The 17,604-nt window shown below is 52.3% G+C and carries 14 protein-coding genes; 3 read left to right on the forward strand and 11 right to left on the reverse strand.

The annotated features are described in order from the left end of the window. Nucleotides 1-101 precede the first annotated feature (101 nt). A complete protein-coding gene (locus HH215_RS18365; RefSeq protein WP_169281227.1) occupies nt 102-1,553 on the reverse strand; it encodes a serine hydrolase domain-containing protein in 1,452 nt (483 codons plus the stop codon). Between the two features lie 175 nt (nt 1,554-1,728). Here HH215_RS18365 and HH215_RS18370 point away from each other — a divergent pair, with 175 nt between their 5' ends. Next, nucleotides 1,729-2,298: a YdeI/OmpD-associated family protein gene (locus HH215_RS18370; protein ID WP_169281228.1), complete on the forward strand. Its 570-nt coding sequence runs from the start codon at nt 1,729-1,731 to the stop codon at nt 2,296-2,298. Between the two features lie 10 nt (nt 2,299-2,308). Here HH215_RS18370 and HH215_RS18375 read toward each other — a convergent pair whose 3' ends face one another. Next, nucleotides 2,309-3,136, reverse strand: a complete 828-nt coding sequence (locus HH215_RS18375; RefSeq protein WP_254450144.1) for a helix-turn-helix domain-containing protein — start codon at nt 3,134-3,136, stop codon at nt 2,309-2,311. A gap of 55 nt (nt 3,137-3,191) precedes the next feature. Here HH215_RS18375 and HH215_RS18380 point away from each other — a divergent pair, with 55 nt between their 5' ends. After that, nucleotides 3,192-3,629, forward strand: a complete 438-nt coding sequence (locus HH215_RS18380) for a VOC family protein (RefSeq protein ID WP_169281229.1) — start codon at nt 3,192-3,194, stop codon at nt 3,627-3,629. 50 nt (nt 3,630-3,679) lie between these two features. On the opposite strand, the gene HH215_RS18385 is transcribed toward HH215_RS18380, so the two are convergent. After that, the gene (locus HH215_RS18385) at nt 3,680-4,516 is read right to left on the reverse strand and encodes a phosphotransferase family protein (protein WP_169281230.1); all 837 of its coding nucleotides are present in this window, start codon (nt 4,514-4,516) and stop codon (nt 3,680-3,682) included. Between the two features lie 229 nt (nt 4,517-4,745). Between HH215_RS18385 and HH215_RS18390 the strand changes: the two genes are divergently transcribed. After that, complete coding sequence (locus tag HH215_RS18390; RefSeq protein ID WP_169281231.1) at nt 4,746-5,117, forward strand: hypothetical protein; 372 nt, start codon at nt 4,746-4,748, stop codon at nt 5,115-5,117. A gap of 70 nt (nt 5,118-5,187) precedes the next feature. Here HH215_RS18390 and HH215_RS18395 read toward each other — a convergent pair whose 3' ends face one another. From HH215_RS18395 to HH215_RS18430, 8 genes are all read right to left on the reverse strand, one after another. Then, nucleotides 5,188-6,306 carry a hypothetical protein gene (locus HH215_RS18395; protein ID WP_169281232.1) on the reverse strand — a complete coding sequence of 373 codons (1,119 nt, stop codon included), beginning with the start codon at nt 6,304-6,306 and terminating at the stop codon, nt 5,188-5,190. 257 nt (nt 6,307-6,563) lie between these two features. Then, complete coding sequence (locus tag HH215_RS18400; RefSeq protein ID WP_169281233.1) at nt 6,564-8,009, reverse strand: L-fucose/L-arabinose isomerase family protein; 1,446 nt, start codon at nt 8,007-8,009, stop codon at nt 6,564-6,566. A 40-nt stretch (nt 8,010-8,049) separates the two neighbouring features. Continuing rightward, nucleotides 8,050-10,617, reverse strand: a complete 2,568-nt coding sequence (locus HH215_RS18405; protein ID WP_169281234.1) for a beta-mannosidase — start codon at nt 10,615-10,617, stop codon at nt 8,050-8,052. An 82-nt stretch (nt 10,618-10,699) separates the two neighbouring features. Further along, entirely contained in the window at nt 10,700-12,280 is a 1,581-nt protein-coding gene (locus tag HH215_RS18410; RefSeq protein WP_169281235.1) for an ABC transporter substrate-binding protein, read from the reverse strand. Nucleotides 12,281-12,355: 75 nt separating this feature from the next. Continuing rightward, complete coding sequence (locus HH215_RS18415) at nt 12,356-13,264, reverse strand: carbohydrate ABC transporter permease (protein WP_169281236.1); 909 nt, start codon at nt 13,262-13,264, stop codon at nt 12,356-12,358. Between the two features lie 11 nt (nt 13,265-13,275). Then, nucleotides 13,276-14,178: an ABC transporter permease gene (locus HH215_RS18420; RefSeq protein WP_169281237.1), complete on the reverse strand. Its 903-nt coding sequence runs from the start codon at nt 14,176-14,178 to the stop codon at nt 13,276-13,278. Between the two features lie 200 nt (nt 14,179-14,378). Then, nucleotides 14,379-16,715, reverse strand: a complete 2,337-nt coding sequence (locus HH215_RS18425; RefSeq protein WP_169281238.1) for an AraC family transcriptional regulator — start codon at nt 16,713-16,715, stop codon at nt 14,379-14,381. Nucleotides 16,716-16,818: 103 nt separating this feature from the next. Then, nucleotides 16,819-17,592: a sugar phosphate isomerase/epimerase family protein gene (locus HH215_RS18430; RefSeq protein WP_169281239.1), complete on the reverse strand. Its 774-nt coding sequence runs from the start codon at nt 17,590-17,592 to the stop codon at nt 16,819-16,821. Nucleotides 17,593-17,604 lie beyond the last annotated feature (12 nt).

A 17,604-nucleotide genomic window follows, 5' to 3' on the forward strand; every position in this document is an offset into this window, starting at 1 on the left:
ATTTGCGACAACGGGCGAGGGGCAATCGAATTCAGTTACTATCTTCTCTAACACAAAAAAAGAACCGCCAAGATACGCGGTTCCTTGCATTACCCTGCATTCTACTGAGTCACTCGAGCGCCTTTAATCTCTATCGGGTCATTCGAACCGAAGTTGACGTTCGGTTTACTTTCGAGAGCGATTTGTTCCTCTTCCACCCGGCAAACCACCGTAAAGCAGAACGGCGTCTCCAAGTATCGTACGGTTAGCTCCAGCGTATCCGGATCTCTCCAAGAGAAGCTGGCCGCTATTTGCTGTTCTTTACCGTCATTAAGACGCGACAATTGTTCTATCCACGCGCTCCGGCCGGATCGGAATGGATGCTCTCCATTGTGATCTTTAATCTTGAAGGTGGCTTCGTTATCGTCAAAGCCAATACTAAACGTCTCCAAACGAAGACTATTTTCCTCCAGTTGGTATTGCCCGTTAAACTCGTTTTCTCTTGGAGACGAGACAGCAAGTTGCGGCGCCGGAAGGCTCAACTGCCCTAACCTCTCGGCTAATGCGGCGGCGGACTCCGCGTTAGCAGGCAGAGGAGCCGGTCCCATGCCCGGAAGTAGGTGCGTCCATACTTCGTTCAGTACCGCCTGCATGTCATTCAATCCGGACGTGATCGCAATAACGGCGTTATGCTCCGGCATAACGATGCAATATTGTCCGAACGCCCCGTCCCCCCTGTAAGCCTCGTGCCGGCAGCGCCAGAATTGATAACCGTATCCCTGGTTCCAGTCGCTCTCCGCGTTGTCTCCGTTCGAAATTTGCTTCGACGTCGCTTCCGCCACCCATTCCTCGGTGAGGATGCGAGTCCCGTTCCACATCCCCTTTTGCAAATATAGCTGGCCGAATTTGGCGATGCTTTCCGTAGTGACGCTCAGTCCCCAGCCGCCTACGGATATGCCGCGCGGGCATGTTTCCCAAGTTGCGCCCGATATTCCGAGCGGGGTCAATAGTCGCGGCTGCAAGTAGTCCAGCAACGATTGTCCGGTGACCTTATGTAAAATGGCGGAAAGCATGTAAGTCGCTCCGCTGTTATAGATGAAATGAGTTCCCGGCGCGTATTCGACCGGCTGCTGCAGAAATCCCTCCGCCCAGTTGCCGTTTGCGCTCTTCCCCAGCGATTCCATCGTATCTTGCGCGTGTCCCGTGCCCATCATCAACAAATGACGAATTTGCATGGCGAGCAGATTCGGCGATCCTTCGCTCGGCGTTTCGTCCGGAAAGAACGATACGACTTGATCGTCCAACGACAAGATCCCTTCGGATACGGCAAGACCTATAGCGGTAGATGTAAAGCTTTTGCTAAGCGAGAACAGGAGATGCGGCAGATCCGCGGTATAAGGCTTCCACCATCCTTCGGCAATGACGGAACCCTCTTTAAGCAACATGAAGCTATGAAGCTCCAACTCTTGCGCTCGTACCGCATCCAGAAATTCCACAATGGCCGATGAGGACATCCCTTGAGCTTCCGGATGACTTCTGGGCAATGCCAGCTCGCTTTTCACGTTCAAACTCATCAAATTCCACTCCTTCTCCCTATTGTCCTCAGTTTGATTTCAAACGCCTTCCTAATTATACCACTCCAAAAAGGGAACCTCTGCGGTTTTATGTAATACTGCGCTATTTCTTAATTGGTATATTGAGATTAATAAGAAGATAACAAAAGAAATATTTGAAAGGGGAAATTACAAAATGGAAACAGCTGCACAATCGGAATTTATCGATTTTATCGCGCCTGAGGAGTGGGAATCATGGTTGGCGAAACATTACGATCGACAAGAGGGAGCGTGGCTTAGAATCGCCAAAAAGGGATCCGGCGCAACGTCGATCACCATTCCGGAAGCGCTCGATGTCGCCTTGTGTTATGGCTGGATCGATAGTCACCGGAAGTCCTACGACCAGATGTATTACTTGCAGCGGTATTCGCCGAGGCGGCCGAAGAGCCCTTGGTCCATGGTTAACGTGAAAAAAGCGGAGGAACTCATGGCAACCGGACGGATGAAAGCTCCAGGATATGCCGGAATACGCTTAGCGCGAGAGGATGGAAGATGGGACGCAGCTTATGAACCGCAAACGAGCGCAACGATTCCGCAAGATCTCGCTGCAGCTCTTGAGCAGAATGAACAAGCTAAACAAGCCTTCAACCAACTCGACAAAAGCGGTCAATATGCAGCCTTTCTGCCGCTGTTGAAGGCAACAACCGCGAAGAGTCGAGCTACCCAACTACAGAAAGCGATCGCTAAACTGGAAACGGTTAGATAACTTTGCGTTTTTATTCTTGAGCTTGAAATCCCAGTTCTTTCTTGTATTGCAACGGAGTTTTGCCAAGCACGCGTTTGAAGTCCGTAATGAAGTGCTGTTGACTGCTATACCCAAAATCATAGGCCATATCCGCCCAATTGGGTTTGTCGCATTCGCGAATGGACTTCGCCGCCTCCAGCAGCTTATTCCTCTGAAGCTGCCACTTGATTCCGATTCCGACATAATCCTGAAAAAGCTGCTGAAGCCACCGTTCGCTCTTGCCTAACCACTCCGCAACGGCGCTGACGGTCTGTAAACCATCGGTTTCAATCGCGGCAATGATTTTATTTATAATCTCTATGTTAGGGTCGACTTGCGGGTTTCGGGCATGAATAAGATCGGCAAGAACGCCGACTGCAGCATCGTCGTCTAATGATAGCGTATGTTCAATGAATGGCTGATCCGCCTCGAAGAACACTTGCTGCAAAGCGATCGTTTCATTGTGCAACCCTGCCAACGACCCGCTCCAGAAAGCGCGGAACGCGCCCGGTAAGAGTCGAGCTCCGATAATTCTGCCGTTGTCTCTCGCCTGGTAGTCCCTTTTATCCCGGTAGGTGCATTGGATACCCGACTCCTGTACGGAAATGTACACGTCGACATAGGGGCGATGCATGACCTGCTCGGAAGTATAGGGTTGAGTCATTCCATTCCAGCTTACGATCCAGAAGTGATCAATGAAAGGTTCCAAACCGACAGGAGGCCGATAGGTTTGGAAGTTGATATGGCGCTCGTAACCGGCAGGATCCAAGTGCCCGATAGGTTTATATATGGCTGCGGATTTTTGTAATACGGTTTTCACAACATCACCTACAATAGAGAAATAACATCCCAACAAAAAAAGGAGCTTGTTAATAATGACAAACACACCAAAATTACGCGGTATGGCTAATGTTAGTTTCTGGGCAGAGGATCTCAAGGCTGCAAGAGAATGGTATACGAAGCTCTTGGGCGTGGAGCCTTACTTCCAACGTCCTGATCCCGAGAACCTTGCTTACCTCGAATATCGGATCGGCGATTCCCAAGACGAGCTAGGCATCATCGATAAGAAATACGCGCCCCAAGCAGCTAGCTTATCAGGACCCGGAGGAGCCATCCTGTACTGGCATGTAGACGATGTACCCGGTATGCTGGAAAAGCTGATCGAATTGGGGGCCTCGGAATATGACCCCCTTACCGAGCGCGGGGTTGACTGGCTTACCGCTTCGGTAGTGGATCCTTTTGGAAACATTATCGGCTTGATCCACAGCCCGCATTATAAAGAAATTTGGAATTCAATAAATCAACCCCAATAATACAGACAGTAAAATCCCTAAGCTGGCATCGGTACTCAAGCGATGTCAGCTTAGGCTTTGTGTAGCCTATGCCGAATCATAGCGGTAAGCTTGGTTATTTGTTCATCTAATAAGGCCCCGGACGCGATAGAACGCGCCGCTGCCGGAACGTACCATAACCTTATCTCTTCCTCCGTTACTCCGGACAGCCTGCAATATTCATCAATGAAGACGTTATAAGCCGTTTGACGCCAAGTTTGAAAGAACTCATCGACGGCGGCGGGAGTTTCCGGCGGCAAGACGGCATATTCGAGCATGACGCACACTTCCGCAACATCCGCTGCCGGGTTGCCAAGCGCGGCATGCATCCAATCGATCATAATCGGATTGCCGTCTCTCAGGATCAGATTACCCGGATTCGTGTCCCCATGACAAAGCTGTCGTTTAGCCGGTAACAGATCAATGTAGGTATGGATCGCGGAAATTTCATCATTAGTAAACATGGCAGGATGACCGATTATCGCTATTAAATTTTCTTTTTGATCGGTTACGATATCGGAGACGGTTGCCTTATGTATATCGTTCAGCACTCTCGCGAATATCCGCAATTCACTGTCCGCTTCATAGAAATCAATCTCTTGGAACGTATACAATCCTTGGAAAAACCGATTAATAATCGTTTCTCCGACTACTTTTTCGAAAACGATACCCGGGCGTCCCTCCCAAATCACTTGTTCGAATGGTCGAGCGACTTGCAAGCCGGTTTTCCATGCCGCGAAACTATTCCGAAATTCAAGCTGAACGGCTTCGGAAGGCGTGTTCGCATGAAACAGCTTAACAACCTTGTCGTCGCCTCCCCATTCATACACTTCGCAGCTTGAGCCCGTTCCTACGCGAATTCCAAGCATCGCTGGATTCCCCTTCGATTCAAGTCCTATCGGCTACTATTATACTGTTATTTATTCCCATTGAACACATTCGTCTTTTAGCATCGTGACAATATTAAAACTTCCATAAATTACATTTAGTAGTATAATAGGAAGCAGAAGGGCTTACGCACACCCCGTAGAACGCTGGCCAGCATTCAACTTCTAGAAACTCCTTCTACCATTTCCCCAATCGAAAGGATGGATATTAGTGAAAACGAAGAAGTTAACGGTTCTCATGCTGTCTGTCATTATGCTCTTTATGTTCTCTACCGCCGCAAGCGCTGACCCCACCCCTCTTTCATCTACAGATACCATTACGGGACAAGGCACTTTGCGGATTAACGGAACTGCATATTTTAGCGGTTCCCCAGCCCCAGGAGTCATCTTTGCAGATGTATACCGCATAGTTAACGGTACGGAACAACTGGTAGAGAGTAGTCGTTCGAATATTTTCAGCAATCCGACTACCGTAAGTTTCACTATTAATTTCAATACGGTATTTACGCAAGGCACGTACAAAATCAGATACTCTTACGGCGGTTCACTGGATTACCTAAGCACCTACCCTCAATTCATATAATACCAAGCCATAAAGAAAAACCGTCAGGGGCATTCCCTTGACGGTTTTTCTAGGCAAGCCAACGCTATCTTCAATGCTCGATTTTTACGGGATTCTCGGAATCCGACAGATCGTAGACGACCGGTCTGGCGTAAACGTATTGTTTGGTCGCGGGATCATAAGCGTACACCGTGAACGTAAGTTCCGCTTCCGGCAGTCCGCCCGTTACGGTAACGGAGCGCTTGCCCGTCGTCAATTCCGTATAATCGAATGTCTCTTCCCCGTCATCCTCGTACGTCCAATAAACGCTATACCGCAATCGCTGCGCAACGGTCGAATTTACCGATCCCGCTTCATAAGTCAGCTTATGGTCGATTCCTCCGTCCTCGGACTCGACAGCCTGTATCTTCGTCAGTTTAGGCTCCTTGAACACTAGCGGCAAAGGATCCTTAAGGCCGCTGAGTCTCAGCCAGTAGCTTCGAACGGACGCCAAAGTCATCGCCGAGGGAAGGGATTCGTTCTCTATCTCTCCATAAAATCCTTTACCATCTTCGGATCGGAGCGAATTGACCATGCTCAACTTGGCGTTGGGAGAACCGAACAAGGCCATGTAGTCATCGGCCATTATCTCCCCCGGATCCCAATAATGAGAATATTCTGGAAGGGAAGTATCCTCCGAAAACAATACAGGATATCCTCTTGTCCCCCGTATGGAAGCCCATTTCGTAGTAGAATCGCTCGGTAACTTGTGTTCTTTTGCGATAAGCCAATAATAAGTAAAATGATGACCGTATTCATGGCTTAAAGTCGAAGACATGCTCTCGACCGTCTTATTGCTGTCAGCGCCATAAAGAATGATCTCCGTTGGCTCGTCCATGACGATTTCGGATAGGTCATCGTCCATCCAGGAGTAGCTCATATTTGCAACGCCTAACTCGCCCTCTACATCCTCCGGCGAAAGGATCACCCTACCGAGATAATTAAGCTCCTTCCCATGTAAGTTCTTCATCAGTTCGGCATACAGCGCCTTCAATTTGGCCTGATTCCAGCTCTTGCTGTAGCTGATAAACTCGATTTTCTCGGGAGACACGTACGTGGCTATCGGTTTACCGGAAGCCGCCCAAGCCGAAGAACTCGATAATCCGCTGACTACTCCCATGATCATGATGGCTAATGCAAGCAATATTGACTTCCGGTATATGAGTTTCAAGAAATACGCCTCGCAATCGTATATAGTTGTTTAGTTGTTGTTCATAGATTTATCGGCAAATAGCATTCGTGGGATGATATTTTATCGGTGCGCGATGAAAAAAAAGACCTGGAAAAGAGAAACGAGCCCCGTTGGCTCGCCTCCCTGTTTCCTCTTATCCATTGATTAATCCTGCTCCTCCCGATCATAATATCGGGCGGGGCTTTGCCGGGTTCGTCATAGAACTTTATTTTCATCAGACACATCCAAGATTCGTTTCAGACCATTTCCAGCTCCATGCCGAGCACGTTCGCCAATCGCTTGATTTGTTGGCCTTTATGTCCTACGCCCAGCGCAAAATGGTGGGTAGGTCCGGCCGCGCACCATCGCTCGATAAAGTCGGCGACGCCGCAATCGAAGCTGCAACGGGTATTGGTATTGCCGGTTTGCGGAATTTCGCCCTTGATCGATCGGCCTTCGGCAGCGATCATCTTGTAGCGGCCATCTGCGGTCTGGGAGATTCCCAACAAGGTAACCGGCCCCGCTTGGATGCTGAATTCCACGCCGATGCCGGAGCCGCTTTTGCCGTGGAACAAATCCAACCCGCGAATGATAGGACGGCTGTCGCTGATCTTGACGTTATGCGGACCGTCATGCCCGACGAGCACGATCTCGTCGACGAAATCGCAAGGATGCAGCTCCGCGAAAGACCCCCCGGCGTCTAACCGATCCATGATCAGCATGGCCGCGCAAGTCTTGAGATCGGCTTCTCCCGCGAGCGGGATTCCCTTGCCGGTGAGGAGCGAATTGCCCAGCACCATGTTCGATCCGATCCGTTCATATTCGTTATTATCCAGACCGCGATAGTAATAAGCGAGACCGGTCAACCCATTCTCCACGACCAGCTTGTCGAGTCCGACGGCCACCTTGGCAGACCATTCCAAATCCTCTTGCTTGATCGGCCGCGTCACCGGATCGATGAAGGGGTCCGCGATCGTAAATACGCTTTTGATTTCTTCGATTTTATCCGCGATCTCGCCGGGCTTCGCGCCGTTCACCAGTTTGGCAAGATCGCACATCTCCAACATCTGGACATGGGAGCCGAAAGCCGCCGTAAACGCGGTAGGGTCGGAATTCATGTCGTACATGCCTTCGTAAGTATGGCCCAGATAGCCGATACGCGCGTACTTGAACGCCCGCCGGGCATTCGCGACCTGGCACCACGATTTCAATTCCCGGGCTATCCGGGGATCGTCGCGGAGGGTCCCCACGATGATTCCCGCCGCCGGCTTGCCGGCGCGAACGAGCACCCCGCTGATCTCGGGCAACGAACAGATGTTATCGTTCGCTAGCTGCATATAAGTCGTCGTGTTCCGGTAATCCAACCGTTTGAGAGGTTGCAAGGCGACCAATACGGTAGGTACGCCGAGGTTCATAATCGTTGTCGCGGCCGATGACGACGTGACGTACGTGGCGAGATTACAGAATAAGAAGTCGACATCCCGGGCTCTCAGCCGAGCCGCCGCCGCGAACGATTTGTCCACGTTATCGACGAAACCCGCCGATACGACCTCCACGTCGAAGTCTTCAAGCATCTTCTCGAACTCGCGACCGTAACCCTCGAGTTCCTCCCGCAGCCCCGGGAACTGTCCCCAATACGGCTCGTGGCCGACCGATATAACTCCTATGCGGGCTTTGGACCTTGCGAACGCCGATATACTCATTTCCGATTCCACCTTTCGCGAATAGTACGATGATGACATCCTAGTTCCAGCTAAACAGCTCTATTTCTCTCTCTTCGATTGCATCGGCGGTAGTCCCCGCAGCCAATCTTCGATAATCGATCGTTCTGCGCTCGCCGGGCAACAGATCGAAGTAATTGTCCGAAAAAACGTATTCGCCGTGGAGCAGGACGGCCTTTGCATATCGGTCCGCGGCAACGGTTAGGCGGCCTCCTTCCGCTCCTTCCGTCCGGGACTCCATGCGCACGCCGGAAGGTTCAAGCTCCATGTCCGCCGGAATCCCCGCAAAATAAACGCATCGATCCTCGCCGAACGGGCCCTCGATATCCATGACCAGCACGCGGGAATCGTCCATTAGCGCGTCCAACTCCTCCAAGTGCACCGTCGCGATGACCGAAGATGTTCCTCCCTCTATCTCGAAGCCGAACTCCCGAGTCCACCGAGACGCATCGTCGGCCGTGCCGTCCAGCTTCAACGCTCGCAGTCTTCCCCTGCCCCGGATGGCTTCGGGTTTGTCGTTGCACACCCAGAAGGCATACCCGCCTTCCGTTTCCTGCCGTTCGATCGAAGCGATAACCGGACGGGCGGCCTTCTTGAACCCGTAATAGCCGCCCTTCGGATACCCGAAATAATCGACGAGGCTCCATCCGCTCGCCGGCCAACAATCGTTGAACATCCAGAACAGGATGCCGCTCGTATAAGGTCGATTGCGCCTGTAAGACTCGACGACGAGCCGGGTGATCTCGTGCTGAACGTAGGACATCCGACGAATCCGTTCGACCGTCGAGACGGCGGGAGGCATCAGCTTGACGGCAAGCGTTCTAAGCGCTCCGAAGAGCGAAAAGTCGACCAGCCCGGGATGGTTCTTGGTGTGATACTCCAGCATGTCGAACGAAGGATCGTTCAGATCCTCCTCGCTCATGAACCTCCGCAGCGTATGGATCTCGGGCGTGCCGAACATCGGAAACTCCGGGCAGAACCGGCTGAGCAATCCCGCAAAATAGGATCGGTACTGGCGCAGATCCGTGTCGCGGAACACCTCGAACATATCCAGCAATGCTCCGGTATAGTGGGCGGTGCCGATCGTGAACGAATTATTTTTGTTGCCGCCGAACGGGCTCGTCGGTAGGAACGGGCGGGACGGGTCGAGCTCCGCGCACAGCCTGCCCGTAATCCGTTCGGCGATCGCGCGTCCGGGGTAGTCCGGATTCTCTTCGTCGTCGAACATGCCGTTCTCGTTGTCGCCGTTCCACCAGATCAGGCTGGGTCGGTTTCGAAGCAAACGGATGACTCCTTCCGCCTCGACGGCTAACGAAGACGCCCACTCCCCGTCCTCCTCGGGATACGTGCCGCACGCCATCATAAAATCCTGGAAAACAACGATCCCCAGCTTGTCGCACGACTCCCAGAAATGCTCCGGTTCGTAGATTCCCCCTCCCCAGCAGCGGAGCATCGTCATCCCTGCATCCCGGGCGAGACAAAGCAGATTCTCGTAATGCGAATTCGGGATGCGCGATGGAAAGGGATCGCTCGGCACCCAATTGGCTCCCTTGCAATAGATCGGTACGCCGTTCACCAGCAGCGTAAACCCGCTTCCGGGCCTATCCCCGTTGAGGTCCCATTCCGTATCCAGAGCGCGTAATTTCTCGGTCATCCGCGCTTCATCGCTCCCGGGTCGATCCTGAAGCTGCTCGATTCGCACGGTGCGGACGCCGAATGAGCACATTCGCTCGTCGACAATCCCCGCCTCGCCGTATAGCTTCGCAACGGCTTTGTACAAGGGCTGACCGCCGTATCCCGCCGGCCACCATAACTCGGGCTCCGCCAGGTCCGCCGTCAGCTCCAGCTTATTCCCTAACAACTTCCGCGAGGTTTGCCATACGATGCGGCCGGAAGGATCGAGGATTGCGGCTTCTACTCTCATCGGTTGCTCGACCTGCCGGCTCGTCTCCAACGCGAAGCCGATGGCCGCCCCCCGTCCGTCTATCGCCTTCGTATGGACATAGAGATCGTCGATCGTCCCGATGTCCTCGAAGACGAGACTTACCGGTCGCCATATGCCGTAGCTGACTAAACGTCCTACCCAGTCCCAACCGAACGTGCACTGCATGCGGCGCACGTAGAGGCGTTCGCTCGTAAACGCCGCGCCTCGGCCGATGTACGGCTTATTCGCGAAGCCCTCCGCGACGGTGCGGAATCTGACCTCGAGCTCGTTCGTTCCCGTTCGCAGAAGTTCCGAAACGTCGAAGCGGTAATGGATAAACATATTATCCGTTCGCGCGACCCGCGTCCCGTTCAAGATGACGTCCGCGAAAGTATCCAGCCCTTCGAATTCCAGTACCGCGCGCCTCCCGTCCAAACGATCGATCTCGAATTCGCGGGAATAAGTCCAATGCCAATGCTCGACCCAGGAGCATTCATCCGCTTGCTTGCGGTAACCCGGATCTCGGATACATTCTGCCTCGAGCAAATCCTGATGCACGTGCCCAGGCACTCTTGCTTTAATATTGATCTTCGTCAGGCTGCCTTCGGGTCGTTCGCCTTCGCCTTTTAAATTCCAATCTCCCGTCAACAGGATCGTTCGTTTCATCGTCGGCGTCCCTTCTTTTTTTACAATAAGAACGACGACCCTACTACCACGTAGCAGAGCCGCCGTTATCGGTTCGATCGAATTAGCTATTGCCCGCTTTCCAAGCATCGAACTGTTTCTGGGCTTCCGCCAAAATTTTGTCCATGCCGGCATCGTCCAACCGTTTCTGCAGGTCCGTGTAATACTTCTCGAAGTCCGGCATGGAACCCGTCGTCAGGATCGGATTCGCTTCCTTCTGGACGGCGCTCACTTGCGCGATCTCGTTCTTCACGGGTTCGGGATTAAAGATAAAGCCGAGAATACCCGAAGCCTTGCCGTTATCGTTGTTCTTCTTCATCGCTTCCAGCGCAGCCGTGGAGTTCCAGTTCGAATCCCATTGATCCCATAGAGGTCCGAGCCAGTTATGCCAGATCGCCCACGTTTGTTCAGAACCGCTCGTGGCTTCGATCGTCGGATTAGCGTCTTGAGCCGTACCGGATTTTACCGTGTAGTTCTTGCCTTCGACCCCATAGGCCAGCGTGTTCAGCAAGTACTTGTCGCCCCAGATCAGGTTGAGCAGCATCATCGCTCTTTCCGGATTTTTGGACGTGGCACTGATGGCCGAAGCGGCCGACGTCATCGAATTCGTCGAGATGGTCGGATAGCCGGACAGCGTCTCCACGGTCGGGAACCCGTAAGTAGCGGTCGACTTCGAACCGTCCTCCGTATAACCGCCGGAATCGCGCATGACGGCGTATTTGCCCGACTTGGCTTCCGCCAGGTAGTCCGTCTTGATCGCTGCGTCCTTCGCGATGTAACCCTTCTTATAGAAATCATTAATCGTTTGGTAGTTGGCCTTGTTCTGGGCAACGTCCAGAATCTTGACGATCTTGCCGTCCTGTTCGCTATAAGAGATACCCGGGGAAATCGTCGTGTAGTCGTACAGGGTAATCCCGGAAGCCGTCCCGTTGGCCGTCGCCAGCAGGGGAATCATATCGGGCTCGTTCTTCTTGATCTCGGCCAGGAAGGGTTCCAGGTCTTGAATGCTCTTAACGTTCTTATAATCGAACTGATATTTCTCGACCAAATCTTTCTTGAACACATGGGCGCCCGCCGGAGAGTACGGAGTCTGCGCCGGTATCGCCATAATTTTCCCGTTGTAGGTCACCGCTTTCCAAGCGCGGGGATCTACCTTGGCCAGAATGTTCTGACCGTACTTCTGAAGCAGATCGTCCAGCGGCAACAAAGCCCCCTTCTGCACGTTATCGCTGATCCGATTGGAAGCGAAGGTCGTGAAGACGAGATCATACGGCTCGCCCGCGGCCGAGATCAGCTTCATTTTGTCTTCCCAGCCGGCGTTGTCAATCAGATTGAGGTGCAACTCCGCATTCAATTTCTCTTTGATAATCTTGTTCGCTTCCGCTTCGACCGCATCCTGATCCTTCATGTTGTCGATCGGCTTCGGCATGTACCAGCTGAGCTTGACGAAATCCTTCGTTTCGCTCTCCGGAGATGCCGTCTGCGAAGCTTGAGATGCGGGTTGCGACGGCTCGGGGCTGCCGCTCGGACTGGATGCCGCGTTCTCCTTCGAATTACAACCGCTTACGATGAACATTGCTGCTAACATTGCGGCCGTTCCCGATAAGAGCCACTTCTTCGATTCTTTCGTTTTTGCACGAATCACTTGGGTTGCCTCCCTTTTAATAGCGTTGCATCTATAATTAGCATCCATAAGCCGGTAAGTCTTATGGAGTAATTATCATCCTTTGACAGAGCCGACCGTCAAGCCTTGTACGAAATATTTCTGGAACAGCGGGAATACGAGGAGCATGGGGCCCGCCGCCAGAATGCACATCGCCATTCGCGCGCTTAGGGAAGGTACGAGCATTCCCGGCTTGACCAGCCCGTATTCAATAGCCTCCGCCGAATTCAAATACTCCATGTTCTTCAAGACGCGGATAAGCAAGTACTGCAGCTTCATCAGGTTGTCGTTCTCGACGTAGAGCAGGGTCAACCACCAGTCGTTCCAGTATTGAAGGGCGAAGAACAAACCCAAAGTCGCAAGCGCCGGTTTGGAAATCGGAAGGACGATCTGCGCGAAAATCCTCAGTTCGCCCGCTCCGTCGATCTTGGCGGACTCGATGACCGCCTCCGGGATCGTCTGCAGGAACCCCTTCATCAGCATGACGAACCATCCGCTGATCAGATACGGCAAGATAAGCGCTAACGCAGTGTTCTTCAGTCCTAGCCACTTCACCATCAGAATGTAGGAGGGAACCATCCCGCCGTGGAAAAGCATCGTGAAGAAAATGAAGAAGGCTAGAAAGGACCGAAAGCGGTAATCCTTGCGTGAGATCGCATACGCATAGGTGGTCGTCACCCACATTCCGACGATCGATCCGACGACCGTCGTCGCTATCGTCACGAAATAGGATTGAAGCAGCGTCTTCGGAGCGTGCAGGATAACCCGGTAGGCATCCCAGGTGAAATTCTTTGGAAGAATGGAATATCCGAATCTCACGATATCGTTCTCGCTCTGAAAGGAAGTTCCGATAATGACCAGGAACGGAAATACGCAGGCCGCGCAAAGAGCGATGAAGATAAGGTGGATGATCAGCTTCCCGACGGGCAACGGTTTTCTTGCGAGCGTCGTCGCGTAATCTTTCATATTCTGGCCCCTTAGAAGAGAGAGTTTTCCGGATTTATTTTTTTGACCACGGTGTTCGTGACGAGAACCAGACAGAAGCCGACGATCGATTGGAAGAAACCGGCCGCCGATGCCATCCCGATATCGCCCAAATCGATCAGCGAACGGTAGACGAACGTATCGATAACATCCGTGGTGCTATACAACAACGAAGAGTTCAACGTAACGTTGTAGAACAGTCCGAAGTCGCTGTAGCAGATGCTGCCGATCTGCAGAATGACCAGCATGATAATGATCGGCTTGATCATCGGCACCGAGATCGAGAACGCCTGCCTGATTTTGCTCGCCCCGTCGATCTTGGCTGCATCGTAGTATTCCGAATCGATGCCCATCAGCGCCGCGTAGTAGATCACGGAGCTGTAACCGAGACCTTTCCATACCGCCGCGATCACGATAATGTAAGGCCAGTATTTCGGATCGCTGTACCACATGATCGGCTCTTCGCCTAGGGAAACCAGGAAGCGATTGATAACGCCGTATTCCATATCGAACAGCGAGCGGAAGGCGAATCCGGCCACGACCCACGATATGAAATAAGGAATGAACAGAATCGTTTGATACGCCCTCACGAATCGGCGGCTCAACTCGTATAGAAGCAATGCGATGATTACCGAGAGTGTCGTTCCGAGCACGATGAAGGTCATGTTGTAGAGAATCGTATTCCGCAACACCCGGTACAGCGCGTCTCCGTTAAAGAGGAAACCGAAGTTGTCGAACCCGACCCACGGACTGTTCCATATCCCCAAGTTGTAACGGTAGGACTTGAAGGGCAAGAGCAACCCGTAAAGCGGCACGTAATTGAAAACAATGATGAGCAGAAATCCCGGCAGCGCCAGCATCGACAGCCCCGCGTTCTTTTTGATAACCCTGATCATGCGTCCTGCACTTCCTTTTCGCGTTGCGTTTCGTCCTATCCCAACTTTAGGCGCGGAACTCGGAACTGTATATTTTAAAAACGGTCTTTTCCTGCAAAAACCCGCAGTCGCCGCTTTAAATCGGAGTTTAAACGAAAAAACAGAGCCCCGGTGGTTATCGCCGAGGCTCTGTTTTGCGATTGAGATGACTCGCAGCTACATTAATTAATCCTGTTAACGTTCCTTTGCAGGGCATATTCCTTCGGCGTAACCTTGTACTTCTTCTTGAACAGGCTGAAGAAGTAGGTTTCGTTCGTAAAGCCAACTCTCTGAACGACTTCGTAGACGCTTAGATCCTCTTGAACGAGAAGCTCCGCTGCTTTGGACAGCCTCACGCCGTTGATCATATCCTGGATCGACAGATTCGTCGCCTCCTTGTAAATCTTGCTCAAGTTCCGGGAGGAGATCTTCATCATGGATGCGATCGAGGGCATGCTCAAGGACAAGTCCTGATAATTTTTATGAATATATTCCGTAACCGCGTCCACGACGAAAGAATTCAGCGTATCCGTATTCTCGGCCGTTTCCTTATTCATAGAATCCTGAAGTCCGCTCCTTATGATCCGATGGATATCGGCCATCGTCTCCTTCTCCAGAATGTGGCGGCCGATCGAGGCGATCTGAAGCGAAGGCGCGGCAGGGATCTTCGCTTCTTCCAACGCTTCGATCGCCGTGTCGACCAGTCTGATGATGGAAACCAAGGCATTATGGTAATTCAGCGTCTCCATTTCGCCGAATAGATTCGCCAGCACTTCCTTCATAGCGGCGACATTGCCCGACTTGATCGTCTCCACGAGCCATTCTTCCAGTTCCTTCGAATAGCCGGATTTTTTGTTTTCGGCGTTTTTGCGAATGCGCGCGTGCGTGATGACGGAGCCGTGCCCGAGTTGCAGCCGGTACATGGCTTGATCCTGAGTCTGGTTGTATAGGGAATGCAATCCGCTAAGCGTATCGGTCCTGTCGCTGATCGAAGCCGTGAATGTGACTTTGAAAAATCTGGAGAAGTTGATCTGCGCCTCGGTCACCAGAGCTTCAAGCTCCGAAGCGTAAGAGTCGTCTTGCTCCGGAACGCTCACGATCAGCAGCACATGATCCTCCTTCATATCGATTCCTTCGTTCGGATACGTTCGGGCTACGATCTCGGAGGCGATGTTGAGCAGCGCGAACCGGAACATTTCCTTATCCTTGGCGCTGAAAGCTTGCTGGAACTCCTTGTAATTATCGATTTTCAGCAAAGCTACCGCATAAGAGCCATCCGGGGGCAGAGAAATTCTCATTTCCTTGAACAACGCCTCAAGTTCGTTCCGAGAAATCGCAAAGCGTTCGTCGAGCAACCGGCTGAGCCAATAATGCCTCATTCTATCCTTGTTGTCGTGCTTCTCCTTATAGAACAGTTCAAGCTCTTCCATCGATTGCCGGTAGACGGCATTCAAATACGAGATCTCGTCCGTGGCTTCGTCCTCCCCCTCTCCACGGATTCGATCTCGCCTGATCGCGTTCACGAGGTTGCCGAACGGCCGATAAATCCTGCTGGTGATCAGAATCGAGATGAAGAGCGCCAGAAACAGGGCAATGAGCGTGATGATAATAAGGCTATTACGCAAACTCGCGATGGACCGGTAGACTTCGAGGATCGGCTGCGTCTTGATCAACGTCATGCCGGCGCTCTCGACGCGCGAATACGTGACCAAATAAGGAGTTCCGCCGTGTTTGGCCTCGAAAAATCCGTCAGGGCCCGCTTCCTGATGGGCAATCTTATAGTCCTCCAGATCGGACTTCAGCAACCGCATAATCTCGCTCTCGCTCGTACCGTCGGCCAAATACTCGCCTGACTGGTCCAAGAGGAAGATACTGTCGCCCTTGCGTTTGTCGATCATATTGATCTGCCTAATGTTGTCGAGCAACCATTCGGACCTGACGTTGATGATGATAACGCCGTCCGGCTTCAGATCGTCCGCCGAAGTTTCATACATCATATAAGAAAAGACATGCTCGGGCTTGGATTGTCCGTTCACCAACTTCCTGATGTCGCGGAAGATCGGCTTCATTTTCGACGGCAACTGCTCCGAATGGTATAAGGCATCCAGCAATTGATCTTCGAAGAACAAGGGACTTCCCGCATTGTAAGTCTGGTCCAAGTTCCGGTTGTATATCGTTATGGAATGAATGTACGGATTGGTCGAAGTGATGGAACTGGTAACTTTATTCAAGCGATTGGCCACATCGACCATATTCTCCTCTTTCGCATACATCACCGCGCCTACGTCGCTGTTCAGATAGAGAGATTTGCACAAGCTGCTGATCGTATCGTCCATGAACGCCATATTATATTTCACTTGGTAAAGGATTTTCTGGTTGGAGGCATACTCGTTCTTCAACAGCAATTTCTGGGTGTTGATGTAGACGACCCCCGACAACGCGAGGATAATGAGCAGGATCGCGATGCTGATCCAGAGAACCATCTTGGCATAGTAAGCTTTGATCCCGAATCGCTTCATGCGATTGTCCTCCTCCGATTCGTAGCAGCGTTAGCGGGAAGCTTGCGCCGCTTTGTATGAACAATGCCGAAGAGACTGGCATTAGCCAGTCCCTCGTGCGATCTTATTCCGATAGGGCCTCCAGCCGATCGGCCAGCGCGTGCAGGTTGTCCAGGCTGATCCTCACACTGTCGAGCGCTTCGCCCTCGCAAATATCCTGTTCTACGACATACCATTCCACGCCGTTCCTCTCTCCCCATCTCAGCAGAGACTCGAAGTCGATCATTCCCGTACCGATCTCGGCATAGGCTCTTCGCCCGTCGCCCGTCATATCCTTCAAGTGCATCGTAGGCATTCGGCCGCCGTAGGGTTTTATGAACTCCGCCGGTTCATGGCCTGCTTTTTTCACCCAGTATACATCAATCTCGGCCAGCACGGCATTATCCGGCGCCGGTTCGATCAGATAACTTAGCGCATTCGTGCCGCGAACGCTCGTATCGAACTCGAAGGCATGGTTGTGGAATCCGACCGTGAAGCCATCCGACCTCAGCTTGGAAGCCGCCGCGTTCAGTTCCTCCCTCAACCTAACAAAGCCTTGTTCGTTGCGCCATTCATGTGGCACTGACGGACAGATCAGACGCTTCGTATGGAGCAGCGTCGCCTCCGTCACGACACTCTCCATATCCGACCGCAATCGTTCTACCGAGACATGCATGCCGGCCGTCTTCAGTTCGGTCTCCCTCAGCACTTTGGCAATCTCCTCCGCGGAATGGCCGTGAAGGCCTGCCGTTTCTACCCCGGCCCATCCCATGCGGCCAAGCGTTCTCAGCGTGGCAGGAAAATCCCTCTCGCATTCCTTGCGAAGCGTATAAAGTTGAATCGCGAATTTACGTTTCAATTCGATCCCTCC

This window comes from Cohnella herbarum (genome assembly GCF_012849095.1).
Taxonomy (GTDB): Bacteria; Bacillota; Bacilli; order Paenibacillales; family Paenibacillaceae; genus Cohnella; species Cohnella herbarum.